This is a genomic window from Dysgonomonas massiliensis (assembly GCF_900240225.1).
Classification (GTDB): Bacteria; Bacteroidota; Bacteroidia; order Bacteroidales; family Dysgonomonadaceae; genus Dysgonomonas; species Dysgonomonas massiliensis.
This window is the reverse complement of record NZ_OEPV01000005.1, coordinates 106,878-132,024: the sequence shown is the minus strand read 5'-3', so window position 1 is coordinate 132,024 and position 25,147 is coordinate 106,878. Positions and strand designations below refer to the sequence as shown.

16 protein-coding genes are annotated in these 25,147 nt (G+C 37.5%); 14 read left to right on the top strand and 2 right to left on the bottom strand.

What is annotated here, in order from left to right; all coding sequences use genetic code 11:
- Window positions 1-23 precede the first annotated feature (23 nt).
- The 8 genes from C1A06_RS06585 (at window position 24) to C1A06_RS06550 (ending at window position 12,781) form a co-directional block, all read left to right on the top strand.
- Entirely contained in the window at window positions 24-674 is a 651-nt protein-coding gene (locus C1A06_RS06585) for an OB-fold-containig protein (RefSeq protein ID WP_101689455.1), read from the top strand.
- A 32-nt stretch (window positions 675-706) separates the two neighbouring features.
- Window positions 707-2,893 (top strand): flotillin, encoded by a 2,187-nt coding sequence (locus C1A06_RS06580; protein ID WP_101689454.1) that lies wholly within the window; start codon window positions 707-709, stop codon window positions 2,891-2,893.
- 186 nt (window positions 2,894-3,079) lie between these two features.
- Window positions 3,080-7,930 carry a DNA repair ATPase gene (locus C1A06_RS06575; protein WP_101689453.1) on the top strand — a complete coding sequence of 1,617 codons (4,851 nt, stop codon included), beginning with the start codon at window positions 3,080-3,082 and terminating at the stop codon, window positions 7,928-7,930.
- Window positions 7,931-8,276: 346 nt separating this feature from the next.
- Window positions 8,277-8,774 (top strand): hypothetical protein, encoded by a 498-nt coding sequence (locus C1A06_RS06570; RefSeq protein ID WP_145996355.1) that lies wholly within the window; start codon window positions 8,277-8,279, stop codon window positions 8,772-8,774.
- Window positions 8,775-8,876: 102 nt separating this feature from the next.
- Window positions 8,877-9,368 (top strand): hypothetical protein, encoded by a 492-nt coding sequence (locus C1A06_RS06565; RefSeq protein ID WP_101689451.1) that lies wholly within the window; start codon window positions 8,877-8,879, stop codon window positions 9,366-9,368.
- A 3-nt stretch (window positions 9,369-9,371) separates the two neighbouring features.
- Entirely contained in the window at window positions 9,372-10,322 is a 951-nt protein-coding gene (locus C1A06_RS06560; RefSeq protein WP_101689450.1) for a DUF6175 family protein, read from the top strand.
- A 51-nt stretch (window positions 10,323-10,373) separates the two neighbouring features.
- Entirely contained in the window at window positions 10,374-11,315 is a 942-nt protein-coding gene (locus tag C1A06_RS06555; RefSeq protein ID WP_101689449.1) for a hypothetical protein, read from the top strand.
- 83 nt (window positions 11,316-11,398) lie between these two features.
- Window positions 11,399-12,781 carry a hypothetical protein gene (locus tag C1A06_RS06550; RefSeq protein ID WP_101689448.1) on the top strand — a complete coding sequence of 461 codons (1,383 nt, stop codon included), beginning with the start codon at window positions 11,399-11,401 and terminating at the stop codon, window positions 12,779-12,781.
- A 121-nt stretch (window positions 12,782-12,902) separates the two neighbouring features.
- Here C1A06_RS06550 and C1A06_RS06545 read toward each other — a convergent pair whose 3' ends face one another.
- Window positions 12,903-14,315, bottom strand: coding sequence for a family 43 glycosylhydrolase (locus tag C1A06_RS06545; RefSeq protein WP_101689447.1), 1,413 nt, complete (start codon window positions 14,313-14,315; stop codon window positions 12,903-12,905).
- Window positions 14,316-15,026: 711 nt separating this feature from the next.
- On the opposite strand from C1A06_RS06545, the gene C1A06_RS06540 reads away from it, so the two are divergent.
- Genes C1A06_RS06540 through C1A06_RS06525 form a run of 4 tightly spaced genes read left to right on the top strand, consistent with a single transcriptional unit; the run spans window position 15,027 to window position 21,067 of the window.
- On the top strand, window positions 15,027-15,251 hold the full coding sequence (locus tag C1A06_RS06540) for a hypothetical protein (RefSeq protein WP_101689446.1): 225 nt from the start codon (window positions 15,027-15,029) through the stop codon (window positions 15,249-15,251).
- Between the two features lie 30 nt (window positions 15,252-15,281).
- Entirely contained in the window at window positions 15,282-18,491 is a 3,210-nt protein-coding gene (locus C1A06_RS06535; RefSeq protein WP_101689445.1) for a SusC/RagA family TonB-linked outer membrane protein, read from the top strand.
- A gap of 19 nt (window positions 18,492-18,510) precedes the next feature.
- A complete protein-coding gene (locus C1A06_RS06530) occupies window positions 18,511-20,184 on the top strand; it encodes a RagB/SusD family nutrient uptake outer membrane protein (protein WP_101689444.1) in 1,674 nt (557 codons plus the stop codon).
- Window positions 20,185-20,212: 28 nt separating this feature from the next.
- Window positions 20,213-21,067, top strand: coding sequence for a hypothetical protein (locus C1A06_RS06525; protein WP_101689443.1), 855 nt, complete (start codon window positions 20,213-20,215; stop codon window positions 21,065-21,067).
- A gap of 154 nt (window positions 21,068-21,221) precedes the next feature.
- Here C1A06_RS06525 and C1A06_RS06520 read toward each other — a convergent pair whose 3' ends face one another.
- Window positions 21,222-22,766 carry an alpha-N-arabinofuranosidase gene (locus tag C1A06_RS06520; RefSeq protein ID WP_101689442.1) on the bottom strand — a complete coding sequence of 515 codons (1,545 nt, stop codon included), beginning with the start codon at window positions 22,764-22,766 and terminating at the stop codon, window positions 21,222-21,224.
- 651 nt (window positions 22,767-23,417) lie between these two features.
- On the opposite strand from C1A06_RS06520, the gene C1A06_RS06515 reads away from it, so the two are divergent.
- Window positions 23,418-23,954 (top strand): RNA polymerase sigma-70 factor, encoded by a 537-nt coding sequence (locus tag C1A06_RS06515; RefSeq protein ID WP_101689441.1) that lies wholly within the window; start codon window positions 23,418-23,420, stop codon window positions 23,952-23,954.
- Between the two features lie 88 nt (window positions 23,955-24,042).
- Window positions 24,043-24,987 (top strand): FecR family protein, encoded by a 945-nt coding sequence (locus tag C1A06_RS06510; protein WP_101689440.1) that lies wholly within the window; start codon window positions 24,043-24,045, stop codon window positions 24,985-24,987.
- Window positions 24,988-25,147 lie beyond the last annotated feature (160 nt).

Here is a 25,147-nt window from a genome sequence, read left to right as displayed (position 1 = left end):
ATTTCACACTCGATACTTATACTATGCAAGACTTTATATACAACCTGATGCATCCATTGCCTAATGGCATAATGACCGTTATAGTTGCAATACTCACAATATTCTGGATTTTCACACTTCTGGGAGGCATGGATATGGATGCTATTGATATAGGCGGAGATGTAGATGTGGACGCGGATATTGATGCAGATATAGGATCACCAAGTGCAGTATCCGAGTTTCTAAGTTTTCTAAATATAGGTCGAGTTCCGTTTATGCTAGTCGTCACGGTATTTATGCTGATTATATGGATTGGATCATTGATAATTACCGGTGTAATCAATATAGAATTCCTTGGAAGCCTATCGGCTCTTATTCTTATACCACTGGCAATAGTCAGTATTTTCTTAACCAAACTAACAACAGCGCCTATGGCTAAATTTTTCGACAAAATAGGATATCGTGGTGAAGAAGAGATAGACTTTCTTGGTCGTTCGGGTAAGATGACATCTACTATAGCCAAAGACAAAGTAGGAACAGCCGAATTTGTTGTTGATAAGAACCCGATCCGGCTCAACGTGAGAAGCATAGATGGAGAAGAATTGAAATACGGAGATTATATAATCATAGCAGACGAGACTCCCGACCGAAAAGTTTATCTCGTCAGCAAAGAAATCAGCCTAAGAAATATCTAAACATTAACAACTATAAAAACTTAACTAACACAATGGATGTAATCTTAATCGTAGTAGCTGCCGTAGTCATCGGCATCTTGGCCTTTTTTGCAGTTTTGGCCTCATTTTACAAGAAAATCCCCCAAGGAAAGACAATTGTCCGCACCGGCGTTGGCGGCACAAAAGTAGCTTTCAACAAAGGAATGTATGTAGTTCCGGTTTTCCACAAAATGGAAATCATGGATATATCGCTGAAGAAAGTACAAATCGAAAGGATGCAGCACGATGGTTTGATCTGTAAAGACAACATCCGTGCGGATATCAAAGTAGCATTTTTCGTTCGAGTAAATAAATCGGTAAATGATGTTGTGAACGTAGCACAATCGATAGGAACCGAGAGAGCCAGCGATATCTCGACATTGAAAGATATATTCGAAGCAAAATTCTCGGAAGCGTTGAAAACCGTAGGTAAGAAGTTCGATTTTATTGAACTATACGAGGCTCGCCGTGAATTCCGCGATGAAATTATAAACATCATCGGAACCGACTTGAATGGCTATGTATTGGACGACTGTGCTATTGACTATCTAGAACAAACAGAAGTACAATTCCTTAGCGCTCAAAACATTCTAGACTCGGAAGGTATCCGAAAGATTACTGACCTGACTGCTGCGCAGAATATCAAAGCAAACCTGATCCGCCGCGAAGAAGAAAAGGTGATAAAAAAGCAAAATGTTGAAGCTCGCGAGGCAATTCTCGAATTGGAAAGACAGCTTGCGGAGAAAGAAGAAAAACAAAGACGCGAAATAGAAAATGTAAAATCAAGAGAGCAAGCTGAAATAGAGACTGTAAGAGAACAAGAAAGATTAAAAGCCGAAACAGTACGCATCAGCACCGAAGAAAGTTTGGCTGTTCAAGAAGAAAATAAACTTCGCCAAATAATCATTGCCGAAAAGAACAAGCAACGCACTGATGCTGTAGAAACTGAACGCGTAGAAAAAGACAGAGCTCTGGAACAAACCGAACGTGAACGTATCGTAACTCTTGCACAAATCGAAAAAACACGTGTTATCGAAATCGAGAACAAGAATATTCAGGATGTTATCCGCGAAAGAGTCCAACTGGAAAAAGGTGTTGTTGAAGAAGAACAAAACAAGAAAGACATCGAAGAACTTAGAACTGTTGAACGTTTGAAACAGGTAGGATTGACCGAAGCGCAATTGGCTGCAGAACAAAAGTTAATCCAAACTGTGAAGAGTGCCGAAGCTAGTAAAATGGCTGCCGAACAACAAGCAAAAGAGCTATTGATAGATGCTGAAGCACAAAAAGAAGCATCTGCCAAACAGGCCGAAGCTCGTAAGATATTAGCTGATGCTAAAGCTCGTGAAGATGCAACTTACGGTCTTGCCGAAGCAGAAGTCATCAAGGCTAAAGCCGAAGCTTTGGAAAAACAAGGTGTAGCTGAGGCATTGGTTATCGAGAAGAAAGCGAAAGCTGAAGCTATTGGCATTGAAGTGAAAGCTGAAGCTCAGAAAAAAGAAGGTCTTGTTCAAGCCGAAGTTACTAAAGAAAAAGCACTGGCATCTGCCGTTGGTGAAGCAAGTATCATCGAGAAAACATCGTTGGCCGAAGCTACAGGAATTGAAGCTAAAGCGGAAGCTAAACGTAAAGAAGGATTGATGGAAGCTGAAGTTACTAAGGAGAAAGCATTGGCCGAAGCAACTGGTATCGAAGAAAAAGCTGCTGCCATGAAGAAACTTGACGGTGTTGGTAAAGATCACGAAGAATTTAAACTTTCTCTACAAAAAGCGAAAGACGTGGAACTTGCTCAGATCAATATCCAAAAAGATATTGCAGCATCACAAGCTCAGGTATTATCGGATGCGCTTAAACAAGCTAAGATTGACATCGTGGGTGGTGAAACAATGTTCTTTGAAAATATTATCAAACAAATATCGAATGCCAAAGGCTTTGACCGCCTAGTGAATGAAAGCGAAAATGTTACTCAGATAAAAAATGCTTTACTAGGCGACGGACAATCGGAAGGCGACTTGCTCGAAAGAATCCGCTACTATGCGAATCGTACGGGAATCTCGACCGAAGATGTAAAAAACCTAAGTATCGCAGCATTGATCATGAAGATGCAGGCTAATGTTGATAGCGACGAAGACAGAGGATTTTTGTCTGACTTACTAAACATGGCCAAATCGATGGGCTTGTCAAACAAAAAACTGAAATAAACCCATCAATATTATACATAGCAACACCTATCTCCTACTCTACCAAGTACCCCATGAGTAGGAGGCAGAGTGTGGCTCAACTGATCACATAACTATTTTGCAGCTATTACCTCTCGAACAGCAAATTGCAGCTGGAGTTAAGAAGTAATAAACAAGTTCCAACTTGTAAGATAAAAACAGCAAACTATGTCGAAAGAAACAAAACCAGCCGAAATACTCGAAGCAGGAACTTACGAGATTATCAGAAAACGCCTGCAAACACAAAAAGAAGAGCTCGTCAGCCGACTAAACTCGCTGAACGAAGCCCGGAAAAGTGTTTTCACCTCGGCTGATTTAAGCCTTGTTGCCAATCAGCGCATAACTACCGAAAACAATTGCGTTCCTAGAGGTATTCTAGCTTTGGGCAATATCTGTATTTTCGGATATAATGTACATTTCGGACTGCGCACCGATATAAAACTGAGTGATGTATTCAGCATCTATCAGTTCGAGAACAATCAATTCATACCTCAGTCGCTCGATTTGTTAGATGACGATTCGTTTATGACTGATTTTCAGAATCTCTATAAATACTACAGAGAGGCCGAATTTGCCAGATTCCGCAAAACAGAGAATTATCTATATCTGGTATTTCGTACCAGCATAAAAACCGGCGAGCTGAAGGCATTTAAATGGCTGATTAGAGGAAATCAACTCGTTTACCAAGACGACAGAAGTATTCACGAAATTGTTGAGGCTCCGCAATACGAATTCAAGTGGCAAAAGACTACACTCGAAGATCGCCGATTGGGAGTTCATCCGCATATATCTATCCTCAACAAGGTATTCATCGAAGCCGTGAATGGCGATATAACCTTCAAAGTAGAGGATAACACACAGACGGGTAAAGGAATCTATTCGGAGATTGTTGAAAATAAAGATCAACAGTTAGACGATGCCGAATATTACTATGCTGATCTAGGAAATCTTATATTGATCAAGATAAAACCCTATCAAGAAGATTTCAGAGCCTTTGTATTCAATACAAGGACAAAAGAAGTACACAACATAAAAGCCTTGAACAACAACGGAATTCTTTTACCGGATAATCAGGGTGTAATTTTCTCGAATGGCTATTATTTACAAAACGGAGATTATAAGACATTCGACAGTGAAGTCAATGGATTCAGTTTCTTCCGAAAAATCATCTCCCCGAATGGCGAGGATTTCATGTATATATTCTATCAGCCAAAGACGAATGTATATCTGATGATGTCTTACAACATTATCAAACAAAGTGTAGAAACTCCTATTATTTGTAATGGCTTCACATTATTTCCAGATGGCACATTGATCTTCTTCCGCACCGATGCACAGGGCGAAGCAACCCGCCATCATCAGATTCAGATTTGGCAGACGCCATATTCATTAAGGCTAAAAGAGAATTACGAGAAAAAAGATAATGTACTATACAAAATCGGGAATAAAGACATCGTAAAAGCAATGGCCGAAAGCCATGAAGTTATTCTTCTGATCAACAAAGAAGATACTTACGAAAGGCTTTACGAGGATATCATGAAGAAAGCAAATGATGTGCTTGATGCTTATTTTTGGATATCCGACCCCGAAACTTATGCTTTATCGGAACCTTTGGCTCAGATAAAAGAAGTTGCAAATACGGCCATCGACGAGTTCGAAAAAGTAAAGGCGCAGAAAAAGCATTCTGCCGATCTATTGGAAAATGCAGAAAAAAGAGTTGACAGTATTCTCATTGCTACCAAGAATGCAAAATTCAATACTTTGGAGCAGCTTGTCAAGATGCTTGCTGATGTTCGAAAATTGCAAGGAGAGGTTATCGAGCTAGTTAATGAGAAATACATCAATATAGCTAAGATAGACGAACTCAAAGAAACACTTTCGAGTATCAATAGTAAGTTGTCTGATGCCACTATACAGTTTCTCCTGAAAGATGAAGCTCTACTGCCATACGAAGCTAAAGTTTCGGAACAAAAGAAAGAAGTAAGCAATGTTCTGAAAGTTGTTGATGCCAATAAAATTGAAGATAATTGCAAGGCAATATCTTCCGAATTGGAGCTATTGATCGATATTCTGAATAGTCTGAAGATAGAAGACGCGACGCATACAACGAAAATAATTGAGAAAATCTCTCTGATTTTTGCTTCGCTCAACGAGGTTCGTGCCCAACTCAAGAAAAAGACAGATTCGTTAAAGAATAACGAAGCCATAGCTGAATTCAAAGCTCAATTGACATTACTTGAACAAAGCATTGTCAATTATCTGGAACTAGCTACCAGCCCTACTAAGTGTGACGAATATTTCACAAAAGCAAGCGTACAACTCGAAGAAATTGAAAGCAAATTTGCCGATTTCGACGATTTCATTCTCATTATTTCCGATAAGAGAAATGAGATTGTAAAAGCTTTTGACAGCAAAAAAAATCAGCTGATCGAACAGATAAACAGACGAACTTCATCACTAGAACAGATCGGACTTCGCGTATTGAAGAATATCGAAAGTAAGGCTAAATCATTCAAAACAAAAGAAGAAATTCAGTCATTTTATACCACCGACCTAATGGTTGATAAGGTACGAAGCCTAGCCGAATCACTGAAAGAGCTTGGTGATGTATCGAAATCCGAAAACTTACTAAACAGTCTGAAAACATCCCTAGAAGAAGCCTTGCGCATTCTGAAAGATAAGACCGAATTATTTGTTGATGGAGAAAATATTATCGCACTTGGCAATTATAAATTTGCAGTCAACAAGCAGCTTCTTGACCTAACTGTCGTTCGTCGTGATGATAAGTTATTCTATCATTTGACCGGAACTGGGTTCTATCACGAGATGAAGAATGACGATCTGATAAAATATAAAGATATCTGGGAACAAGAAATTGTTTCGGAAAACAAATACGTATACAGATCTGAATATTTGGCCTATCTGGCTTACGAAGAACATCTGAAATCGAAAGATTTCAATCTGAAAGAATTTATAACCAAGAAAGTTGAGCAGAGCTATTCAGAATCGTACATGAAAGGTGTACACGATTTTGACGCAATCTGCATTTACGAGAAGTTAGTCGAAATAAATAAAGAGCTGGGAGTATTGGCTTTCAGACCGGGAGTAAGAACTGTAGCACAACTCTATTGGTACAAGATGGATGCAAGCGACCGTGTTGTACTGAAAGGCATGATAGAATCAGCTAATAACGTATTGAAAGCTTTCCCGACATCGCGCAACTACGAATATGTTCTGGGACAAATTCGCGAGAGATTCTTAAAATGGAATACCTATTTCAACGCCTCATCCAATATGGTACAAGAAGTTGCCATGTATCTGTTTACCGAGTTTGCAGATTCGTCGGCATTTACAATGAGTCAGCAAGCAAAAGAGCTTGAAGATAAATTCTTATTCTACCTGAAAGAACAAAAACTGACTGAAGACTTCAATGCCGACCTGGAAGACGAATACTTCGGCGTGGTCGAAAGATACTTCCTTGTACGGAACTGGCTATCATCGTTTATCGATATCTCGAAAGAAAATGAGAAGTACAGAAAGTATATAGGTGAAACAGCATGTATTCTTCTGCTGAAAGAAAATGATTATCTATTGCGTAGAAGTCCTGACCGATTCTCGACTCAGGATTTGAGAGGTAGCCACCCTATTATAGAAAATAATCTATACGAGATAGACTATCATGCTTTCATGAAGAAGCTGGCTAAGTTTACCAGCGGAGTAGTTCCTGCTTTCAATAACTTCACTTCACTCAAAGAGAATCTTATACAATCATACAAGAAATCGTTACGACTAGACGAATTTAAACCGAAAGTATTGACTTCGTTTGTTCGTAACAAATTGATTAATGAAACTTATTTACCATTAATCGGATTTAATATGGCCAAACAACTAGGCGTTGCTGGTGATAATAAGCGAACTGCACGCATGGGTATGTTGCTATTGATTTCGCCTCCGGGATATGGTAAAACCACATTGATGGAATATCTGGCAAATGTGATGGGACTTACTTTTGTAAAAATCAATGGACCGACTATTGGTCATTCCATCACATCAATTGATCCGAACGAAGCAAAAACATCGGGAGCTAGAGAGGAACTGAAAAAGATAAACTTATCGTTTGAGATGGCTGATAATGTCATGCTTTATCTGGATGACATACAACATTGCAGTTCAGAGTTCCTACAGAAATTCATCTCTTTGGCCGATGGGCAACGTAAAATAGAAGGTGTATTCGAAGGCGAAAGCAGAACTTACGATTTACGCGGCAAGCGTTTTTGTATCATCATGGCAGGAAACCCGTACACCGAAAGTGGTGAAAAATTCCAGATTCCAGACATGTTAGCCAATCGTGCAGATGTGTATAATCTGGGAGACGTTATTGGCGGATCCGATACATTGTTCAAACTCAGTATGCTTGAAAATGCAATTGTTGAGAATCCATTTATACAGAAGATTGCAAGTAAGAGTTTCAAAGATTTCTACAACCTTGTTGAATTCATAGAATCGAACAGCGAAGTAATGCCTGAGCTAGAAGGAAATCATATACAGCAAGATATTGATAACTTTGCAGCCGTAATCAAAAATTGCCTAGCTGTTAGGAATATCATTCTGAAAGTGAACCAGAACTATATTACCAGCGCAGCTATGCAAGACGCGTATCGTACCGAACCGGCATTCAAACTACAAGGATCGTACCGCGATATGAATAAAGTGGCCGGACAAATTGTTCCGCTTATGAATAAAGAGGAGATCGAGAATCTTATCCTTACTCATTACGAAAGTGAATCGCAGACTCTAACCTCTGACAGTGAAGCCAATCTACTGAAACTGAAAGAGCTTGCAAATATCCTTACCCCTTCTGAAAAAGAGCGTTGGGAGCAAATAAAAGACATCTTCAGAAAAAATAATAAGTTTGCAGGTATTGATCAGAGTAATCAGTCAGGGCAGGTATTGGCACAATTGTCAGAATTCAACGACAATCTTCAAGGCATAATCAAAGCTCTAAGCAAAGGTAAATAGAATTAAATTCTCCTGAACGACCTATATAAAGTTGAAACAAAACGACTTTGCCACTCAGCTATTTCGCAAAAGTGCAGCAAAGTCGTTTTACTTTTATGTTAATAACTGACTAAAACCGACCAAAAGGGGCTGGAGTGACTCGTCTACTAAAATACTATTACACTGCACCATATACCAATTTCATTTTTACCTCAACCTATATTCTTGATTTAGATCAAGAATCAGCGTTGCAAAATCATTTACCTTTACCCTATTATATAACAATATGGCATAACAAACTATTAATTAGGCCATATTAATTCATGCATAAACAATAACCAAATAACAGAATTAATACAATTGCCACATGAGACAAACGATCATTTTAATTATCATGTTTGTAGCATCAATCTACACTACAACAACTACCGCTAAAGAACAAAAAAAAGTAACTAAAGAATGGAAGTATGATATTGAGTGTGCCGGTACCGGTAGCGAAGGAACTTTTATGGTAAAAGTATGGTCATACGGTAAAAAAGCCAATATTCCTGCTGAAGAAGCAAAAAAGAATGCCGTACATGGTGTCCTTTTCAAAGGTTTTGCTGGAGCACAAGGCTGTACTGCGCAAAAAGCAATCGTGAAAGATCCTGCGACTCAAAACGACAAGGCTGACTTCTTTGATAAATTCTTCGATAAAGAAAATACGTATCTAAAATATGCTTCTATCATATCTACAACACCTGAGATTGTAAAAGTTGGCAAAAATGAGTACAAAGTTGGTTATGTTATCTCGATTTCGAAAGACCAGCTACGCAAAGACCTAGAAGCCGCAGGGATCATCAGAAGCCTATCTTCTGGATTCTAAAAAAGAATTATAAGACCCAAAGTTGTTTTAAAATCAGAATAATATATACGATCAACAATATATGATCGAAGTATACATATAACATCAACTCACAAACCAATTATGAATAAATCAATTATCAAAGTGCTTAGTGTCTTTCTTGTTACACTGAGTATGATGGCATGTAGCAGCCCCAAACAGAACTTAAGTTCGTATTATACTTCCAAAATTGAATGTTTAGGAACCGAATTAGATGGTTCTGAAACCCTTTTAGCGTGGGGAACTGGAAAAAATAAAGCTGATGCTTTGGAACAAGCTAAGAAGAATGCTGTACATGCTATCCTTTTTAAAGGTATTGTCGACGGAACAGGGCAATGTAACAAAAGACCTCTGATGCTGGAAGTGAACGCTGAGGTAAAGTATCAGGACTACTTCAACGCTTTTTTTCGTGACAACGGCGAGTATAAAAAATACGTTTCGATGAAAGATACCCGCAAAAGCTCAATAAAAGGAGAAGCAAATGACAATCAGCAGAAATACAGTATTGTAGTTCGTGTACTACGTGCCGAATTGAAAGAAAAACTTATAAATGACAACATACTAAAACTTAATTAAAACATGAAAAAAATATTCCTTACAATCAGTCTGTGTGTAATAACACTGGCGGCTATTGGGCAAGCGAAAAAGCCTTCGATAATGGTAGTTCCGGCTGATACTTGGTGTACGAAGAACGGCTATATGGAAATGTTCGACAACCAAGGAAGTCCTGAACTTATCCCCCACTATAAAATAGCGCTTCAAACTAGTTCGGATTTGATGAATGTTATTTCGAAGCTGAACATAATGATGGCTGACAGAGGTTTTCCATTAAAAGACTTATCACAAACTCTAAAATCGATAAATAACACAAATACCGAAAACAGCTTACTTACTAGCAAAACAAGCGGAGCTGTTTTAGCAGAAAGCCCAATCGATAAGATCAGACGTACGGCCAAATCGGATATCATTATGGAAGTAGATTGGACTATTAATTCGACAGGTCCTAAAAAATCAATCACGTACAATCTTCGTGGATTAGATGCCTATACCGGAAAACAAGTTGCCGGAGCACAAGGTACCGGAGCACCCTCTTTCTCGGCAGAAGTTCCAATTCTTCTAGAAGAAGCTGTATTGGTTAATATGGACAACTTCGTATCACAACTACAATCGCACTTTGATGATCTACTTGAAAATGGACGCGAAGTAACTGTAGATATTCAAGTATTTGACAATGGTTCGGGTGTAGATCTCGAAAGCGAATTTGATGGATATGAACTGACAGAGATCATCGACAATTGGATGGCAGAAAACACCGTTAATCACAGATTCAGCAAATCTGACGGAACAGAAACCTTCATACTATTCGAGCAAGTACGTATTCCTCTCTATAAGAAAAACGGGATGGCTATGGATACCGATGCTTTCGTTCGCGATCTAAGACGTTTCCTTCGCGCAGCTCCTTATAATCTGGAGTCGAAAGTTGTGAACAGAGGTTTAGGTAGAGCATTACTAATAATCGGTGAAAAATAACAATAGAGATTTCTCTCTTAGATAAATTCATCACATTTATAAAATAAATTCATGAAACAACTATCGATATTCAGCATGCTGATACTCTTCCTCTTTACGGGGAAGAGTATTGTTGCACAAACGGGCACATGTGATATTCCATTAATGGTTTACATATCTGAGCAAGATGAATCTTTGCCGCGAACTGCCGAAAGCCAATTGTCAAACAAATTGATTAGAGTTGCAGCCGACAATGGTTTAGCAGCCAGCAATGGTTATGCGCAGTTCGTAATTTCTCCACAATTCTCAGTTCTAGGAAAAAACATCTTACCTGGACCTCCACGTTCATTTGTATATGATTTCGAACTAACTCTATTTATTGGAGATTCTTTCGGTCAGAAAATCTTTTCATCTACAACTCTTAGCCTGAAAGGCATTGGTGAAAATGAGACAAAAGCATATATAGATGCTATCCGAAAAATAGCTCCTAAATCGAAAGATATCCAAGCGTTTCTAACTGACGGGAAAGATAAGATTGTTGAATATTACAACAACAATTATCAAAATATTATCAAGAAAGCACAGTCTTTAGCCGCTCAGAAAAATTTCGAAGAAGCTATGTTCCTATTGATGGCAATCCCTGAATGTAGCAAAGGCTATGATGCATCTTTAGCTGTTGCTTCTAAGGTTTATCAACAATATGTGGATGACATGTGTAACCGTTATCTGAACAAAGCTCGCACAGCATGGGCTTCGCAACAAAACAGCTATGGAGCTGAAGAGGCTGGAGAATACTTGACACACATCTATCCAGATGCAAAATGCTATGGCGACGCAATGGTACTATATAAAGAAATTAAAGCTAAGGTAAAAGACGACTGGAACTTTGTAATGAAGATGTATAATGATGAAGTAAATCTTGAAAAGCAAAGAATCAATGCTTGGAAAGAAGTTGGCGTAGCTTATGGCAAAGGCCAACAACCTTCGACAACTCATGTATACTGGAGACGCTAGAAAAGCAATCAATCGACATTATATCTGAAACTTATACTTAAAAAACACACCAAATACTTAGAAAACAATTAGATAAAACTTTTATGAAAAAATCAGGAATAATACTTGTACTCGCACTCATAGCAGGACAAATCTCGTTTGCGCAAGAGAAGAAAGATGGTATCGAAAAATACATGAGAAGTTCTCTATATACTATAATTCTCGACGATCATGGTTTGATGGATGGACACAATGCCGAAATCATTAAGAATACTTTCTTTGAAACTCCTCTACCCGAAAAATTTAATGATCATAATTTAAGTCGCGAATACAGAACATTCGATCCTGCAAGATATGAAGTTACTGATGCCGAAGTAGCAGCTGTCACCGGAAAATCGCAGGAAGGAAAGAAAAAAGGAGGTATTGGAAAAGGTATTGGCAAATTTGCTAAGAAAACTGCAAGTAATGCTTCGGCAGGTGTAATAGACACTACAGACACTAGTAAGCTCCCCGCTAAGTTCATAAAATACTTCAAGGACAAGCAAATAGCAAACCAAATGGTCGCTAGATGGTATAACCTTGGTTCATACGATCCTGAGACTCAATCATATTTTGACATGGAACTGATCAAAGAACGAGGTTTGTATAGTGCATCTGAATTTGATAAAAACATTGCAGATAAATCAACTCGCGGATTAGCTATGCTGGCTGATGCCGGAGAAAATCTTATAAACAATACATTTATTGTAGGAATCCGCTTCAACTACGTAAGTAAAGAGGATATGGCTAAACAACTTGCATCTACAACAAGTGCCGTAACTGGTCTCATCGGAGGTAAAGCTGCTGCTCTGACAAATACAGTAGTTCAGGCAGGATCTGCTGTTGCAGGAAAAGGATATGTAATCAAAGCAACTGCTTTCTTATACCAATTGGATTGGAACGACGAGGCTTCGAATAAATTCTATACAGAGTATTATAATGCCAGTGATTTAGCAGACTTTGCACATACTGATGATTTTAATCTGAAATATGTAGGATCAGAAACAGCTTGGGCAGATATTCAGTCTTCTGTATTTTCTAAGTCATCTGAAGATCAACTTGTAGAACGTGCCACAGTACGTGCAATAGATAACGTGATTGCTAAATTGCAGAAAAAATTCGAGGCGTTCCGAACAAAAACTCCTCTAGTTACTACTGATCCTGAAATCACTGCACATATAGGAATGAAAGAAGACCTTGAGGGTGGTGATAAATATGAAGTTCTAGAGAAAATACAAGATCCTGAAACTGGAATTGTGACTTACAAACGTGTAGCAGTAATAAAAGTTGATAAAAACAAAATATGGGATAACCGTTATGCAGCAGATGTTGAGCAAGCCGAGAATGCAGCAAACAATGCTGGTGAAGTTCAATCGATAACAGCTACTTCATTCACTGGTTCTAACAAGAACATTTATCCAGGAATGCTTATAAGACAAATTGACTAATCCTAACCTTAACACTACTTGAACTAAAGGTTATCCTTTATCTTCACAATAAAAAACACCATCGCAATGATGGTGTTTTTTTATTTTTATGAATCATTTGAGCAATGGGCCTTATTGATAATTAGAAAAATTTCACTTCCCAGATTGATGGCACATATTCGCTTTTTACTTCACCATCTTCTTCACTACTTACACCGCTATTAGCGTTGAAGTTAATTCTCACAAAAGTAGCTTTCGATTTTAGAGGCACCTCAACCGGAGATCCTTCAATACCTTCTGCTTTATAATCAGCTACCTGTGTCCAATTTTCACCATCAGTAGAAACTTCAACATCGAAATAATATTTTTTCCATGGATATTCAAATCGAATACTTAGTGTTTCTAAAGTAGTTTCGGGAGCAAACTCGAATGACAGACTTGGGTTAGCTTCATCTTTCGATGCTTCCCAACGTGTAGCGTAGCTATTGTCTGACAAATTGCTTACATTTCTGTAATCTGCACTTTCGCTGCTAGCTTTTACAGACTCAAATTGGATATTTTCTTTTTCTGCAGATGCCAGTTTAGGGAAAACTTGTTTACCATAAGGTATGATTGTATTTATCTGATTTTTTTCTCTATCAACATTTATTTCGCTTATACAAAGTTGACGGAAAGCTGTTTCTGTCTCGAAAGGCAAGCGATGACGATGATAGAGCATATAATTTTTACCTTCGTAAGAGAAAAGCGTATGATGTCCAGGGCCATATACATCCAATTCTTTATTAGTAGTCAAAATCGGACTGTTCACACCTTCTTCGAACGGACCGAGCGGAGAATCGCTCACTGCATAGCGCACTTCGTAAGTATCATCCATCGTGCGTCCTTCTGAGTATGTTAGATAATATTTCGAATCATCTTTCAAAATGATCGGACCTTCAAAATAATTTGTAGGAGTAACCTCTTTTTTCTCTGTTTTGAATGTACACATATCATCGTTCAACTCTGCAACATAGCAATGTCCGTTGATCCAGTTCCAACCCGATCCCCAATACAAATAAGCTCTTTGATCATCATCAATGAATATTTCAGCATCAATTGCATGATAGAATCTTGTTGTATCGTGCTCTATCATCTGTTTATCTCCTAGCATATTCTGCCAAGGACCTAGCGGATGATCGGCAACACCACACCACACTTCTGATCCAACAGAAACATACATATAGAATTTATCTCCTTTTTTTATAACAGAAGGAGCCCACACCATACTCGAAGTCGATAGTGGAGAAGAACAAGCTTCTTTAGTCGGCCAATTCAATTTATTGAAAGTCCAATTCTGAAAATCGGCAGATTCCCAACAAGATAAAAAGTTTGCGCCCCATGGATCTGCTGTCGCATAAAGATAAAATTTGCCGTCATGCTGCACCAACGATGGATCTGCAAAATAGCCAGGCAATATTGGATTTTGAAGTTCTACATATTCCTCTACTTTTTTCTCCGAACATGCTATTAGCGTGCTAGCTGTAATTAGTAATAAAAATATTTTCCTTAACATCATGTTTTATTATTTGGTTTATGAATTAGAGCGCAATATACTCCTTTTTAACATTACTTTCAATACTAGAGTTTGAGTAAAGCTATTTATCCATGACATCATATCACATTTATTGTTAAAAATATAGACATTTCATATAGCCTACCCCATATCATTAAAGCTATTTAAGAAACAATACACTAAAATGCCTATTTTAACCATATCATTTTAACACATTTTGCTTTCTTTTATAAAAACAAATTTCACATTCTCAAATAACAGTATTTAATTCAACAAACTCAGAAAAGCCTTATATAGCCAAGAAATACACTCATACATATAATGCTAATAAACAACACATTACACCAAATCGTTTTATATACAAAAAAAATAATATATAATCATAATTCAATTTTAAAACATTTTAATAAATTTGTTACAATAAAATTCAGGCCATATTATGAAATATTATTTTGACAACTCATCGCTATCAAAATAACAAAAATCACACAAACTATTAAAAAAACTATCAAATCTCTAGCATTTCTCATTCCAACCAATTAATTTTACCGAAAAACAAGGCGGATACTCGCTAAATAGACATAAGTTATAATTTTAATAATTAGATAGGGGAATTAATAAAGTAGTCGTTGTCATCCATTAGAAAAATTAAGAGGATACAACTCTAGGTAGTTGTCAAGATCTCTTTAGCTAGACATATTTAGAAATAGGAACATGCTGAAAAAAACTGAAAATGTATCTCATCCGTACATTTTCGGAAATCAAGATAAGAAGAAGCCTCAGTCTGTTCACTCTCAAAAATTATCTCGTTTATCGAAGCTTATAAGCTTCCGATGTAAGGAAGAAATTATCGTATGGTTCTTATACGTGACGGATATTGTTGTACCCAATAATAAGCCGAACGGAAGAGCCTTGTATACAAATAAGATATTAGAATAGTTTGTCAAATATTAATTTACTAATTTAGGTATGAGAAGAAAAGTGATGTTAATTTTATCCTGCTTGCTTTTGAGCATAGGATATATTGCGGCACAGACGACTAAAATCTCCGGAACCGTAGTTGACGGTAATGGCGAAGGAGTCATAAGTGCAACAGTAACAGTAAAAGGCACAACAATCGGTACAATTACCGATCTTGATGGAGCATTTACAATAAATGTTCCCGATGGAAAAAACACTCTGGTATTCACACTCATTGGAATGGAAGTTGTAGAAGCAAAAGCTACACAAGGAATGAGAGTGGTAATGAAAGAAGACCTCAAAGCATTAGACGAGGTCATGGTTGTGGCTTTCAGCACATCTAAAAAATCTGCATTTACGGGATCGGCTGCAGTTGTTAGTTCTGAAGACATATCTAAACGTGTTACAACAAACGTCGCTAACGCCTTGACTGGTGCTGTTCCTGGTCTGCAAATGCGTGGAAGTTCCGGTGCTCCAGGTGCCGAGAATGCATCAATCAACATCCGTGGTATCGCTTCAATGTATGCGGCTACCGATCCGTTGATTATCGTTGATGGTGCTCCCTACACTGCTAGCTTATCAAATATTGCTCAAAGCGATATTGAATCTGTCACAGTATTGAAAGATGCTGCATCTGCAGCTCTATACGGAGCACGTGGTGCAGCAGGGGTTATTATCGTGACGACTAAAAAAGGAAAGACTAATAGCGCAATAGTTAATGCAGACGTAAGATGGGGTGTTAATACCAGAGGTGTTCAAGATTATGATGTAATCAGAGATGCTGGTCAATACTATGAGGCTTACTATGCACAACTTAACAACTACTATTATTATGGTCTGGGTTACGATCAATCGAGTGCAAACTCGAGCGCAAACTCAAGAATGATCAGTGATCTGGGATACAATGTATATAATGTTCCAGAAGGCGAACAATTGATAGGACTAAATGGTAGACTAAATCCAAACGCTACTCTTGGTCGTAAATACACATACAACGGTACCGAATATTATATGCAACCTGATGATTGGACCAATATGGCATATAAGAGTGCTCTACGTCAAGAATATAACGTTAGTATCAATGGAGGAACAGATAAATCTTCATTCTATGCAAGTTTCGGCTATCTAAACGAAGATGGTATTATCGAATATTCGGGTTTCGAACGTCTAAATGCAAGAATCAAGGCTGATTATCAAGCTAAAAAATGGTTAAAAATCGGAGCAAATGTTGCATATGTACATTCGAACCAGATGTCGAACCCGAACATGGATACATCATTAGGTTCTACAAACCTTATGTATTATACTTCGATGATAGCTCCTATCTATCCAGTTTACGTACGTGTAGTAGATGAAGCTGGTAATGTTGTTATCAAAAAAGATCAATATGGCAATCAGGCTTACGACTATGGTGTTGCATCAACCAACTATGGTGTAGGCCGTGCTTTCCTTCAAACTGGTAACCCACTAGGTTCTAACCGATACAATCAAACAAAAAGAGCTGGTAACCAATTGAACGGAACTTTCACTATTGATATTAATATCACCGAGAATTTGAAGGCTAATGTAACAAGTACTGTTATATGGGGAGAAACAGAAGGGTCTCTATATGAGAATCCATTCTATGGTCCTAAAGTTGGTGTAAACGGACAACTAACCAAAACGGTTGAAACATCCATGAAAGCCAACAATATACAGACATTGACTTACTTGAAAGATTTAGGAGAACATACAATCAGTATTATGGCTGGTCACGAGTACTATAAAACTGAAACTCGATATCTTGAAGCAATTGCTCAAGGCGGATTCTCTCCTGACATCAAAGAACTTAATGCTTTTGCAAATCCTACTGACTCGAAATCATATACAACAAATTACAATGTAGAAGGTTATTTCGGAAGTGCTCAGTACAGCTATGCTGACAAATATTTTGGTTCGGCATCTTATCGTCGCGACGCTTCGTCATACTTCGCAAAAGAGAACAGGTGGGGTGATTTCTGGTCAATCGGAGGTGCTTGGCTTATCTCTGAAGAAAACTTCATGCAAGATTATAAGTGGATAGATATGCTGAAAATCAAAGCATCTATCGGTCAACAAGGAAATGACAACATTGGTAGCTTTGCATACACAGATTTATACTCTTTGTCTAAAGCATCTGAGACTTCGATGTCTCCGTCATTCAATCGCATAGGTAACCCTAATATTACATGGGAAACTACAACGAATGCTAACATAGGTGTTGAATTTGCTGTATTAAACAACAGATTGAGTGGTAATGTAGATCTTTACTCAAAGAAAACTACGGATCTACTATTCTGGTTATCAGTACCTGAATCAGCTGGTACCCGCGGGTATTATGGAAACGTTGGTGACATCCGCAACTCGGGTATAGAATTAACTTTGACCGGAACTATTGTTCGCACAAAAGATATAGACCTAAGCCTTTCAACAAATCTATCTCATAACGTAACTAAGATTCTGAAATTACCTGAATCTAAAACTAATCAAAACGGAGGTTTCGTTGAAAACAATCTTTGGTACCAAGTTGGGCAACCACTATACAATGCATTTCGTGCAAAATATGCTGGTGTCAACGAAGAAGGTCTAGCGACATACTGGATTGATGACAATTTGAATGGAGCTACAAACAAACCGGGCAAAGAATACTCGCGTACAACAACCAATGTTAACCAAGCATCTAAATATGCTCTTGGCTCGCTTCTTCCAAAGATATTCGGTGGATTTAGCCTTAACGCTAGAGTTAAAAATTTCGATGCATCAGTAACATTCGACTATCAATTAGGAGGTAAAGTGTACGATACTCGTTATCAATCATTAATGGCACCTGGCGAAACTGCGTCTGATGCTGGTTCTACGTTCCACAAAGATTATGCAAAAGCTTGGACACCAAACAATACAACAAGTAACATTCCGCGTTGGCAATATGGAGACCAATATTCGGCTGCAGCTTCAGACCGTTTCTTGACTAGTGCAAGTTATCTTAACTTTCAGTCATTTACAGTTGGTTACACCTTGCCTAAAAAACTTCTTAGCATAATTGACGTATCTAATCTACGTATATATGCTGCCGGAGAAAACCTACTCTTCTGGTCAGCACGTAAAGGCCTAGATCCTCGTTATGCATATACAGGCAATACAATGGTTAACACATACTCGCCAGTACGCAACATTTCTGGTGGTGTACAATTAACATTTTAACTAAAAAGGAAAGAGAGATATGAAAAAAATATTACGATCAGCATTGACTGCTGTAGTTGCAATAGCACTAACAACAAGCTGTATAGAAGAAGTTGATCCACAAGATAACAAAGTCACTGGCGATCAGGCAGGAAATGCTCCTGGTGCATATAACAACTTTGTGACAGCAATTACATCAACCCTAACAGGTAAATTTACATATAGTGGCGACAGCCATACACCATACGACTATGGTTACCCATCATTTTTCTTGAAACGCGATGTTCAAGGACAAGATATGGCTTTAGGATATTCTGGTTCTTGGTATCAGACATGGTACACCTGCGGTACAGGACTAGGGCCTCAATATGCAGTTTCTCAATATCCTTGGACTTACTATTATGGTTGGATAAAAAACTGTAATACGGTACTTTCTCTTGCTGGAAGCAATCCTGATGAAGACAAGATTCACGGAGCAGGTATAGCGCTTGCAATGCGTGCTATGTTCTACATGGACTTAGCAAGAATGTATGCCCAAAAGACATATGCGCTAGACAAAAATTCAGAGACCGTTCCTATCGTTACAGAAACGACTTCTTTGTCTGATCTGACAAACAATCCTCGTGCTACAAACGAAGTGATGTGGAACTTCATTCTGTCTGATTTGGATAAAGCTGAAGAATATATCGACGGATATGAGCGCTCCAATGTCTATACCCCCGATCTATCGGTTGTATATGGTCTTAAAGCTCGTGCTTATCTAGTAATGGAAGATTGGGCAAATGCTGAGAAATATGCAAAATTGGCTAAAGTTGGTTATAGCATTATGACCGAAGATCAATATACAAGCCGAGACGAAGGCTTCAATACTCCTAATTCATCTTGGATGTTCGGCTTGACGTATAAACCTACTGACCCGAATATTCTTGAGAATGATGGTGACTCATCGTGGGGATCTATGATGTGTCTTGAAATCAATCCTGATGTATCAGGTTGTGGATATGCATCAAACTACGGACATCAGATTTTAATTGACAGACATCTATACGAAACAATACCGGCTACTGATTTCCGTAAAAAAGTCTTTGTTGATTTTGCACTTGATGAGAAACCAAAAAGTGAAATAATTGAAGGTCTGAAAGAATATTCTGATTATCCTGAATGGGTTTATAAATCTGGTTATGATGGTAACTATGGAGCAGTTGGTGGTCTTTCACTTAAATTCCGTGCTGCTGGAGGAAAAGAAGGACGCGACAACCAATATGTTGGGTTTGTTGTAGCTGTGCCTATGATGCGTGTTGAAGAAATGCACCTTATAGAAGCTGAAGCAGCCGGCATGCAATCTGAAGCTAGAGGAATTCAGTTGTTGACAGAATTTGCAAAAACACGTGACGCTTCATACGTTTATGGGACTCACACCGAAACTTACGGCAATCAACAAACTTCTACTTTCCAAAATGAAGTATGGTGGCAACGTCGTGTTGAGCTTTGGGGCGAAGGTTTCTCAACATTCGATATCAAACGTCTGAATAAGGGTATTATCCGTAGCTACGAAAATACAAACCACCTGGAAAGCTTCCGTTGGAACACAGCAACCCCTCCACAATGGATGGACTGGTGTATTGTACAAACAGAAACCAACTACAACTTTGCTTGTACAAACAACCCAACACCTATCAAACCATCTTCAGATTCAGAAGAACACAAATGGTAATTTGGTTAATTCAAAAAAGACACTAAGTATGAAAAAAAATATTTATAAATTATTTATAGCACTTTTCGTAACCTCTGTTTTCGCTGCGTGTACCGAGGAAGAAGGGAAAGAGCCAGGACACGATCCAAAGCCCGTAATTACGGTTTACCAATACAAGGCAAGCAGGCCTATGAATCCCGATAATGATTTGAGCATCAGAATTGCAGCCAACAGTAAAACAGAGGAGGTATATTATCTTGTTGAAAAAACTGCAGACAGAGACAACCAGGTTGCCTCAATCGGCGAAGATGCATATGCTGACTATGTAGTAGAAAATGGCACGAAAGTTGAAGGTATTTCCGGAGCATCTAATGCCGATATTCCAGTAACTGACATGTATGGCAAATATACTATTACCTTCGTCGGAATAGGTTCCGGAGCTAAACATGTATCAACTGTTCAATTTACCGGCCTAGAATGGACGGACGTTGTTAGTGGTACTTACAAATTTTCCAAGCCATCTGTGACTGGCATGGCTACTCAACCGACAACATTGCAAGTATGTACTACTGACGATAAATTGTTCCGATTCAAAGATGTATTTGGGACTGGTTATCATATGAAGATCAATCTTATAGACATCAAAGGCAAAGATGCTGACGGAGAATATACATATTTCCGAGTTCCACTAGTAGATACTCCTTTCTTTTCGACAAACAATGACACTCAATATCCAGTAAACGCACGCGATATTGGTTACTGGCAAGGAAACGATGCTTATGTAACTGACCATGGTTATGAAAGCGGTATGTACGGAGATTATTATTGCTTTATTTGCATACAGTACTTTATTTCTCCGAAAAGTCTAGGTTACGGATATGACGAATTCATTCCTAACAATTAAAATACAGGAAAGGAGACTCCGGCGCACTCCTTGATAATGTTGTGCCATCATACAAACACTACTTTATTAATGCAGTGATGCATCAAGCTAAGAAAGAGGCCCCAATAGGCCTCTTTCTTTTGTTAGATAATTGCTCCAAAGAGAGTTTTGAAGATTAATTAAGAGCTACTGTTACCAACGATTTGGCAGGCAATTTCACCGTCAACACCCCATTTTTGATACTTGCATCTTTAAAGTCTTTCAATACAACCTGATTTGGTTTTTCAAACGTGTTATGCGAATCTGTAGTAGGCGCAGTAATTATATTGCCTGACACAAATTTTAAAGCTTTCGCTGTTTTAATATCACAACTAACCTCTACCGATTGGTTTGGATCCACATTTACGAAAGACACATGAGTTTTACCGTCTGCATTTTGAGAAGCAGAAGCTGATACTGCTTTGATACTTTTTCCTATACGACTATAATCGTGACTAACAATATCTACCGGAAGCATTGTTGCATCTTGGTGTACTTTGTACATATCGAATACATGATAAGTAGGAGTCAGCAACATTTTATCTTTCTCGGTCAAGAATAGAGACTGCAATACATTTACTAACTGAGCAATATTTGCAATCCTTACACGATCGGCATGTTTGTGAAATATATTGAAAATTGTTCCAGCCAAAAGTGCATCTCTCAACGTATTTTGTTGATATAGAAATCCTGGGTTTGTTCCCGGTTCAACATTATACCATGCACCCCATTCGTCCACGATCATAGCTATTCTTTTCTCCGGATCATACTTATCCATAATAGCCGCATGCTTAGTTACAATTTCATCCATTCTCAGACCATGTTCTAACAATGAAAAATACTCATCTTCGTTAAAACCCAAAGCATTTCCTTTATTTTCCCAGCTGTATGTGAATGTATAGTTATGAACCGAAACACCACGCATCATGTGATGAGGAATATTTTTCATCATAACTTCCATCCAATGATAATCATCTACATTTGGTCCGCCAGCAACTTTATATAGTTTATTATCTCCGTAATTACGGCAGTATGTTGCATAACGACGATAATTTTCGGCATAACCTTCTGCTGTCATATTACCTCCACAACCCCAGTTTTCGTTACCTACTCCCCATAGTGAAACTTTCCAAGGTTTTTCACGACCATTTTTTCGTCTTAGATTAGCCATAGGACTTTCGCCATCGAAAGTGATGTATTCAACCCATTTTGACATTTCTTCAACTGTACCGCTACCCATATTTCCACAGATATACGGCTCTGTTTCTAATGCTTCACAAAGATTCAGGAATTCGTGAGTTCCAAAACTATTGTCTTCCAGTACTCCACCCCAATGTGTATTTATCATTCTTGGACGCTCTGAACGAGGGCCAATTCCATCCATCCAGTGATATTCGTCAGCAAAACAGCCTCCAGGCCAACGTAGGTTTGGAATCTGTATGTGCTTTAAGGCATCAATAATATCTTTACGTACTCCATTTACATTCGGGATTTTGGAATCTTCGCCTACCCAAAGTCCATCATAGATACAACGACCTAGATGTTCTGAAAAGTGACCATAGATATGTTTATCTATTTTATACTTTCCTTCTTCAGCTCGAACTGCAACTTGCGCCTTCTGCTGCGAAAAAGCTGACATCGAGACTATAAATGAAAAACATGCTAAAAAAAATTTCTTCATGGTAATTAAAACGTATTATTTATAAATATATTAATAAAAAAATTCGACACGATAACAATAAAGTCACTACAATATTCCTTTTAAATAAACCCTCTGGACAGTTTATTATTCAACGCTATTATTAGTTGTTATATAACAAAACGATGCATATTCGAAACACTCATTAAATTGTAATCTATATACACTTAAGATGACTTATAAAAAATAAATAATAATACTTCGAAAGATAGATAAATATTTTTAAGTGTAAAAATACCACTATTAATATTATATTAAAGTTTTGATAACTTTAAGCACTGATCTTGATTATTTGCTCGAAGTTCTGCTCGAGAAAATATCAATATATGACGAATTTATTTTACTATTCATTTCTAAAAGAGATGTAGTTTCGAAACAAAAATATTTCAACTGACAGATTAGTCGAGATTTCTTCCTTTACAAAAAACATCAGAAATATTTCACGCCTTACTTCTCGAAACACTTTGATATACTATCTATCGCCACTTTTAAGAAAACATTATACAACTGAATATCAATCAATAGCATTGCTTTATTAGTTTTTTTTTCATCAGTTCAATTTAATCACATTTATTATGTAATTTTGCTCGCTAGATACAAAGACAATATTCTACTTTTTTGTATAGCATTTTTATGAGTGATTTTGATCTAGAAAAGTTCAAAGTATTCTACAACGAATTTTATAAACAAAGCTGCCAATATGTGAAATCATACGTACGAGACGAATTGGTAGCTGAGGATATTGTGTCCGAATCTCTCATCAAACTTTGGCAACTTTCACTCACTGAAGAAATAATTAATCCAAAAGCTATTCTCTTTACAATTCTTCGTAACAAATCTTTGGACGAGCTAAAACATCAGAAGATAAAACAAAATGCTCTCGATAATATTTCAAATATAACTCAGCGCGATCTAGACATACGTATTTCGACTCTCGAAGCTACAGACCCAGACTCTATATTCGAGAAAGACATTGAACAGATTGTTTCTAAAACTTTATCCACATTACCTGAACAGACTCGAAAAATTTTTGAGAATAGCCGATTTGAGAATATGACAAAATCCGAGATTGCAAAGAAATATGATATTACCATCAAAGGAGTCGATTATCATCTATACAAAGCTTTGAGTTCTTTAAAAGACAAGTTGAAAGACTACTTAAATCATTAACTTTAATTAACAACTTAATTACTATCAACCTTCATCTAAGAATCGTCTTATTGATGAAAGGAGATATTATGTCTTTTTAAAATCTGAAATGGAAAACGAATTACTACTAAAATATATTGACGGTACAGCTACGCAAGAAGAAATAGCAATAGTTGTACAATGGATTGATTCTGATGAAAAAAACATGCAAGAATATTTGCTATACCGCAAAGCATTCGATGTTGCACTTTGGAACAGTCAGAATCCTCAAGAACAGATTGAGGAAAAGGAATCCAGGAAGACAAAAATCTTCCATCTTTTCAAAGAAGTTATGAAAGTGGCAGCAATGCTGGCCATTATTTTAGGCTCATATCACATCATCTATTCCAAATGGATCAATCCTGAAGAAAGTCCTATCAATCAAACAATATTCACTCCAGAAGGTCAACGGGCAGAACTTACTCTATCGGATGGCACAAAGGTATGGTTGAATGCAAAATCAACTTTAATCTTTCCCGATAAATTCTCGGGAGATGTTAGAAGTGTCAAACTTATTGGTGAAGCATATTTCGATGTTGCACATAACAAAGAAAAACAATTTATTGTTGAAGCACAAGACTATAAGATCAAGGTTCTTGGAACAAAATTTAATGTAAGAAGCTACCCTCAAATCGGAATTTTCGAAACTTCTCTAATCGAGGGATCGGTTCAGATCTCTTCGGCTTATGATGTTGACGAATTAACCATGGTTCCTGGAGACATCATATATTCAGAAAAAGGAGCTTTAGCCAAAGCAAATATCGAAGACTACGATTTATTAGCATGGAAAGATGGTCTATTAAGTTTCAAAGATATGAGTTTCAAAGAAATACTTGATAAGCTATCACTATACTACGATGTAGAGTTTACTATAAAAAACAAAGATGTACTTGAGCAAAAATACACGGGTAAGTTCTGGATAAAAGATGGTGTCGATCAAGTTCTAAGAGTATTGCAGATGTATAATAAATTTTCATATACAAAAGATGACTTAAATCACATAACAATAAATTAGAGCAGGCTCATCATGGATTACACAATTACACGACACAGCCTAAATTGAGAAACTCACTACACTAATATCACACAATATAGATTAATCTTACACTAATATAAACCACATAAAAAACCATATTTGCCTATGATATAATCAAAAAAAGAAAACCGGAAAGAAC

Coding starts and splice junctions, on each gene's coding strand:
- C1A06_RS06570 (WP_145996355.1), top strand. CDS start 8,277: ATGAGACAAACGATCATTTTAATTATCATGTTTGTAGCATCAATCTAC.
- C1A06_RS06560 (WP_101689450.1), top strand. CDS start 9,372: ATGAAAAAAATATTCCTTACAATCAGTCTGTGTGTAATAACACTGGCG.
- C1A06_RS06585 (WP_101689455.1), top strand. CDS start 24: ATGCAAGACTTTATATACAACCTGATGCATCCATTGCCTAATGGCATA.
- C1A06_RS06545 (WP_101689447.1), bottom strand. CDS start 14,315: ATGATGTTAAGGAAAATATTTTTATTACTAATTACAGCTAGCACGCTA.
- C1A06_RS06540 (WP_101689446.1), top strand. CDS start 15,027: ATGCTGAAAAAAACTGAAAATGTATCTCATCCGTACATTTTCGGAAAT.
- C1A06_RS06535 (WP_101689445.1), top strand. CDS start 15,282: ATGAGAAGAAAAGTGATGTTAATTTTATCCTGCTTGCTTTTGAGCATA.
- C1A06_RS06510 (WP_101689440.1), top strand. CDS start 24,043: ATGGAAAACGAATTACTACTAAAATATATTGACGGTACAGCTACGCAA.
- C1A06_RS06555 (WP_101689449.1), top strand. CDS start 10,374: ATGAAACAACTATCGATATTCAGCATGCTGATACTCTTCCTCTTTACG.
- C1A06_RS06575 (WP_101689453.1), top strand. CDS start 3,080: ATGTCGAAAGAAACAAAACCAGCCGAAATACTCGAAGCAGGAACTTAC.
- C1A06_RS06580 (WP_101689454.1), top strand. CDS start 707: ATGGATGTAATCTTAATCGTAGTAGCTGCCGTAGTCATCGGCATCTTG.
- C1A06_RS06520 (WP_101689442.1), bottom strand. CDS start 22,766: ATGAAGAAATTTTTTTTAGCATGTTTTTCATTTATAGTCTCGATGTCA.
- C1A06_RS06525 (WP_101689443.1), top strand. CDS start 20,213: ATGAAAAAAAATATTTATAAATTATTTATAGCACTTTTCGTAACCTCT.
- C1A06_RS06515 (WP_101689441.1), top strand. CDS start 23,418: ATGAGTGATTTTGATCTAGAAAAGTTCAAAGTATTCTACAACGAATTT.
- C1A06_RS06550 (WP_101689448.1), top strand. CDS start 11,399: ATGAAAAAATCAGGAATAATACTTGTACTCGCACTCATAGCAGGACAA.
- C1A06_RS06530 (WP_101689444.1), top strand. CDS start 18,511: ATGAAAAAAATATTACGATCAGCATTGACTGCTGTAGTTGCAATAGCA.
- C1A06_RS06565 (WP_101689451.1), top strand. CDS start 8,877: ATGAATAAATCAATTATCAAAGTGCTTAGTGTCTTTCTTGTTACACTG.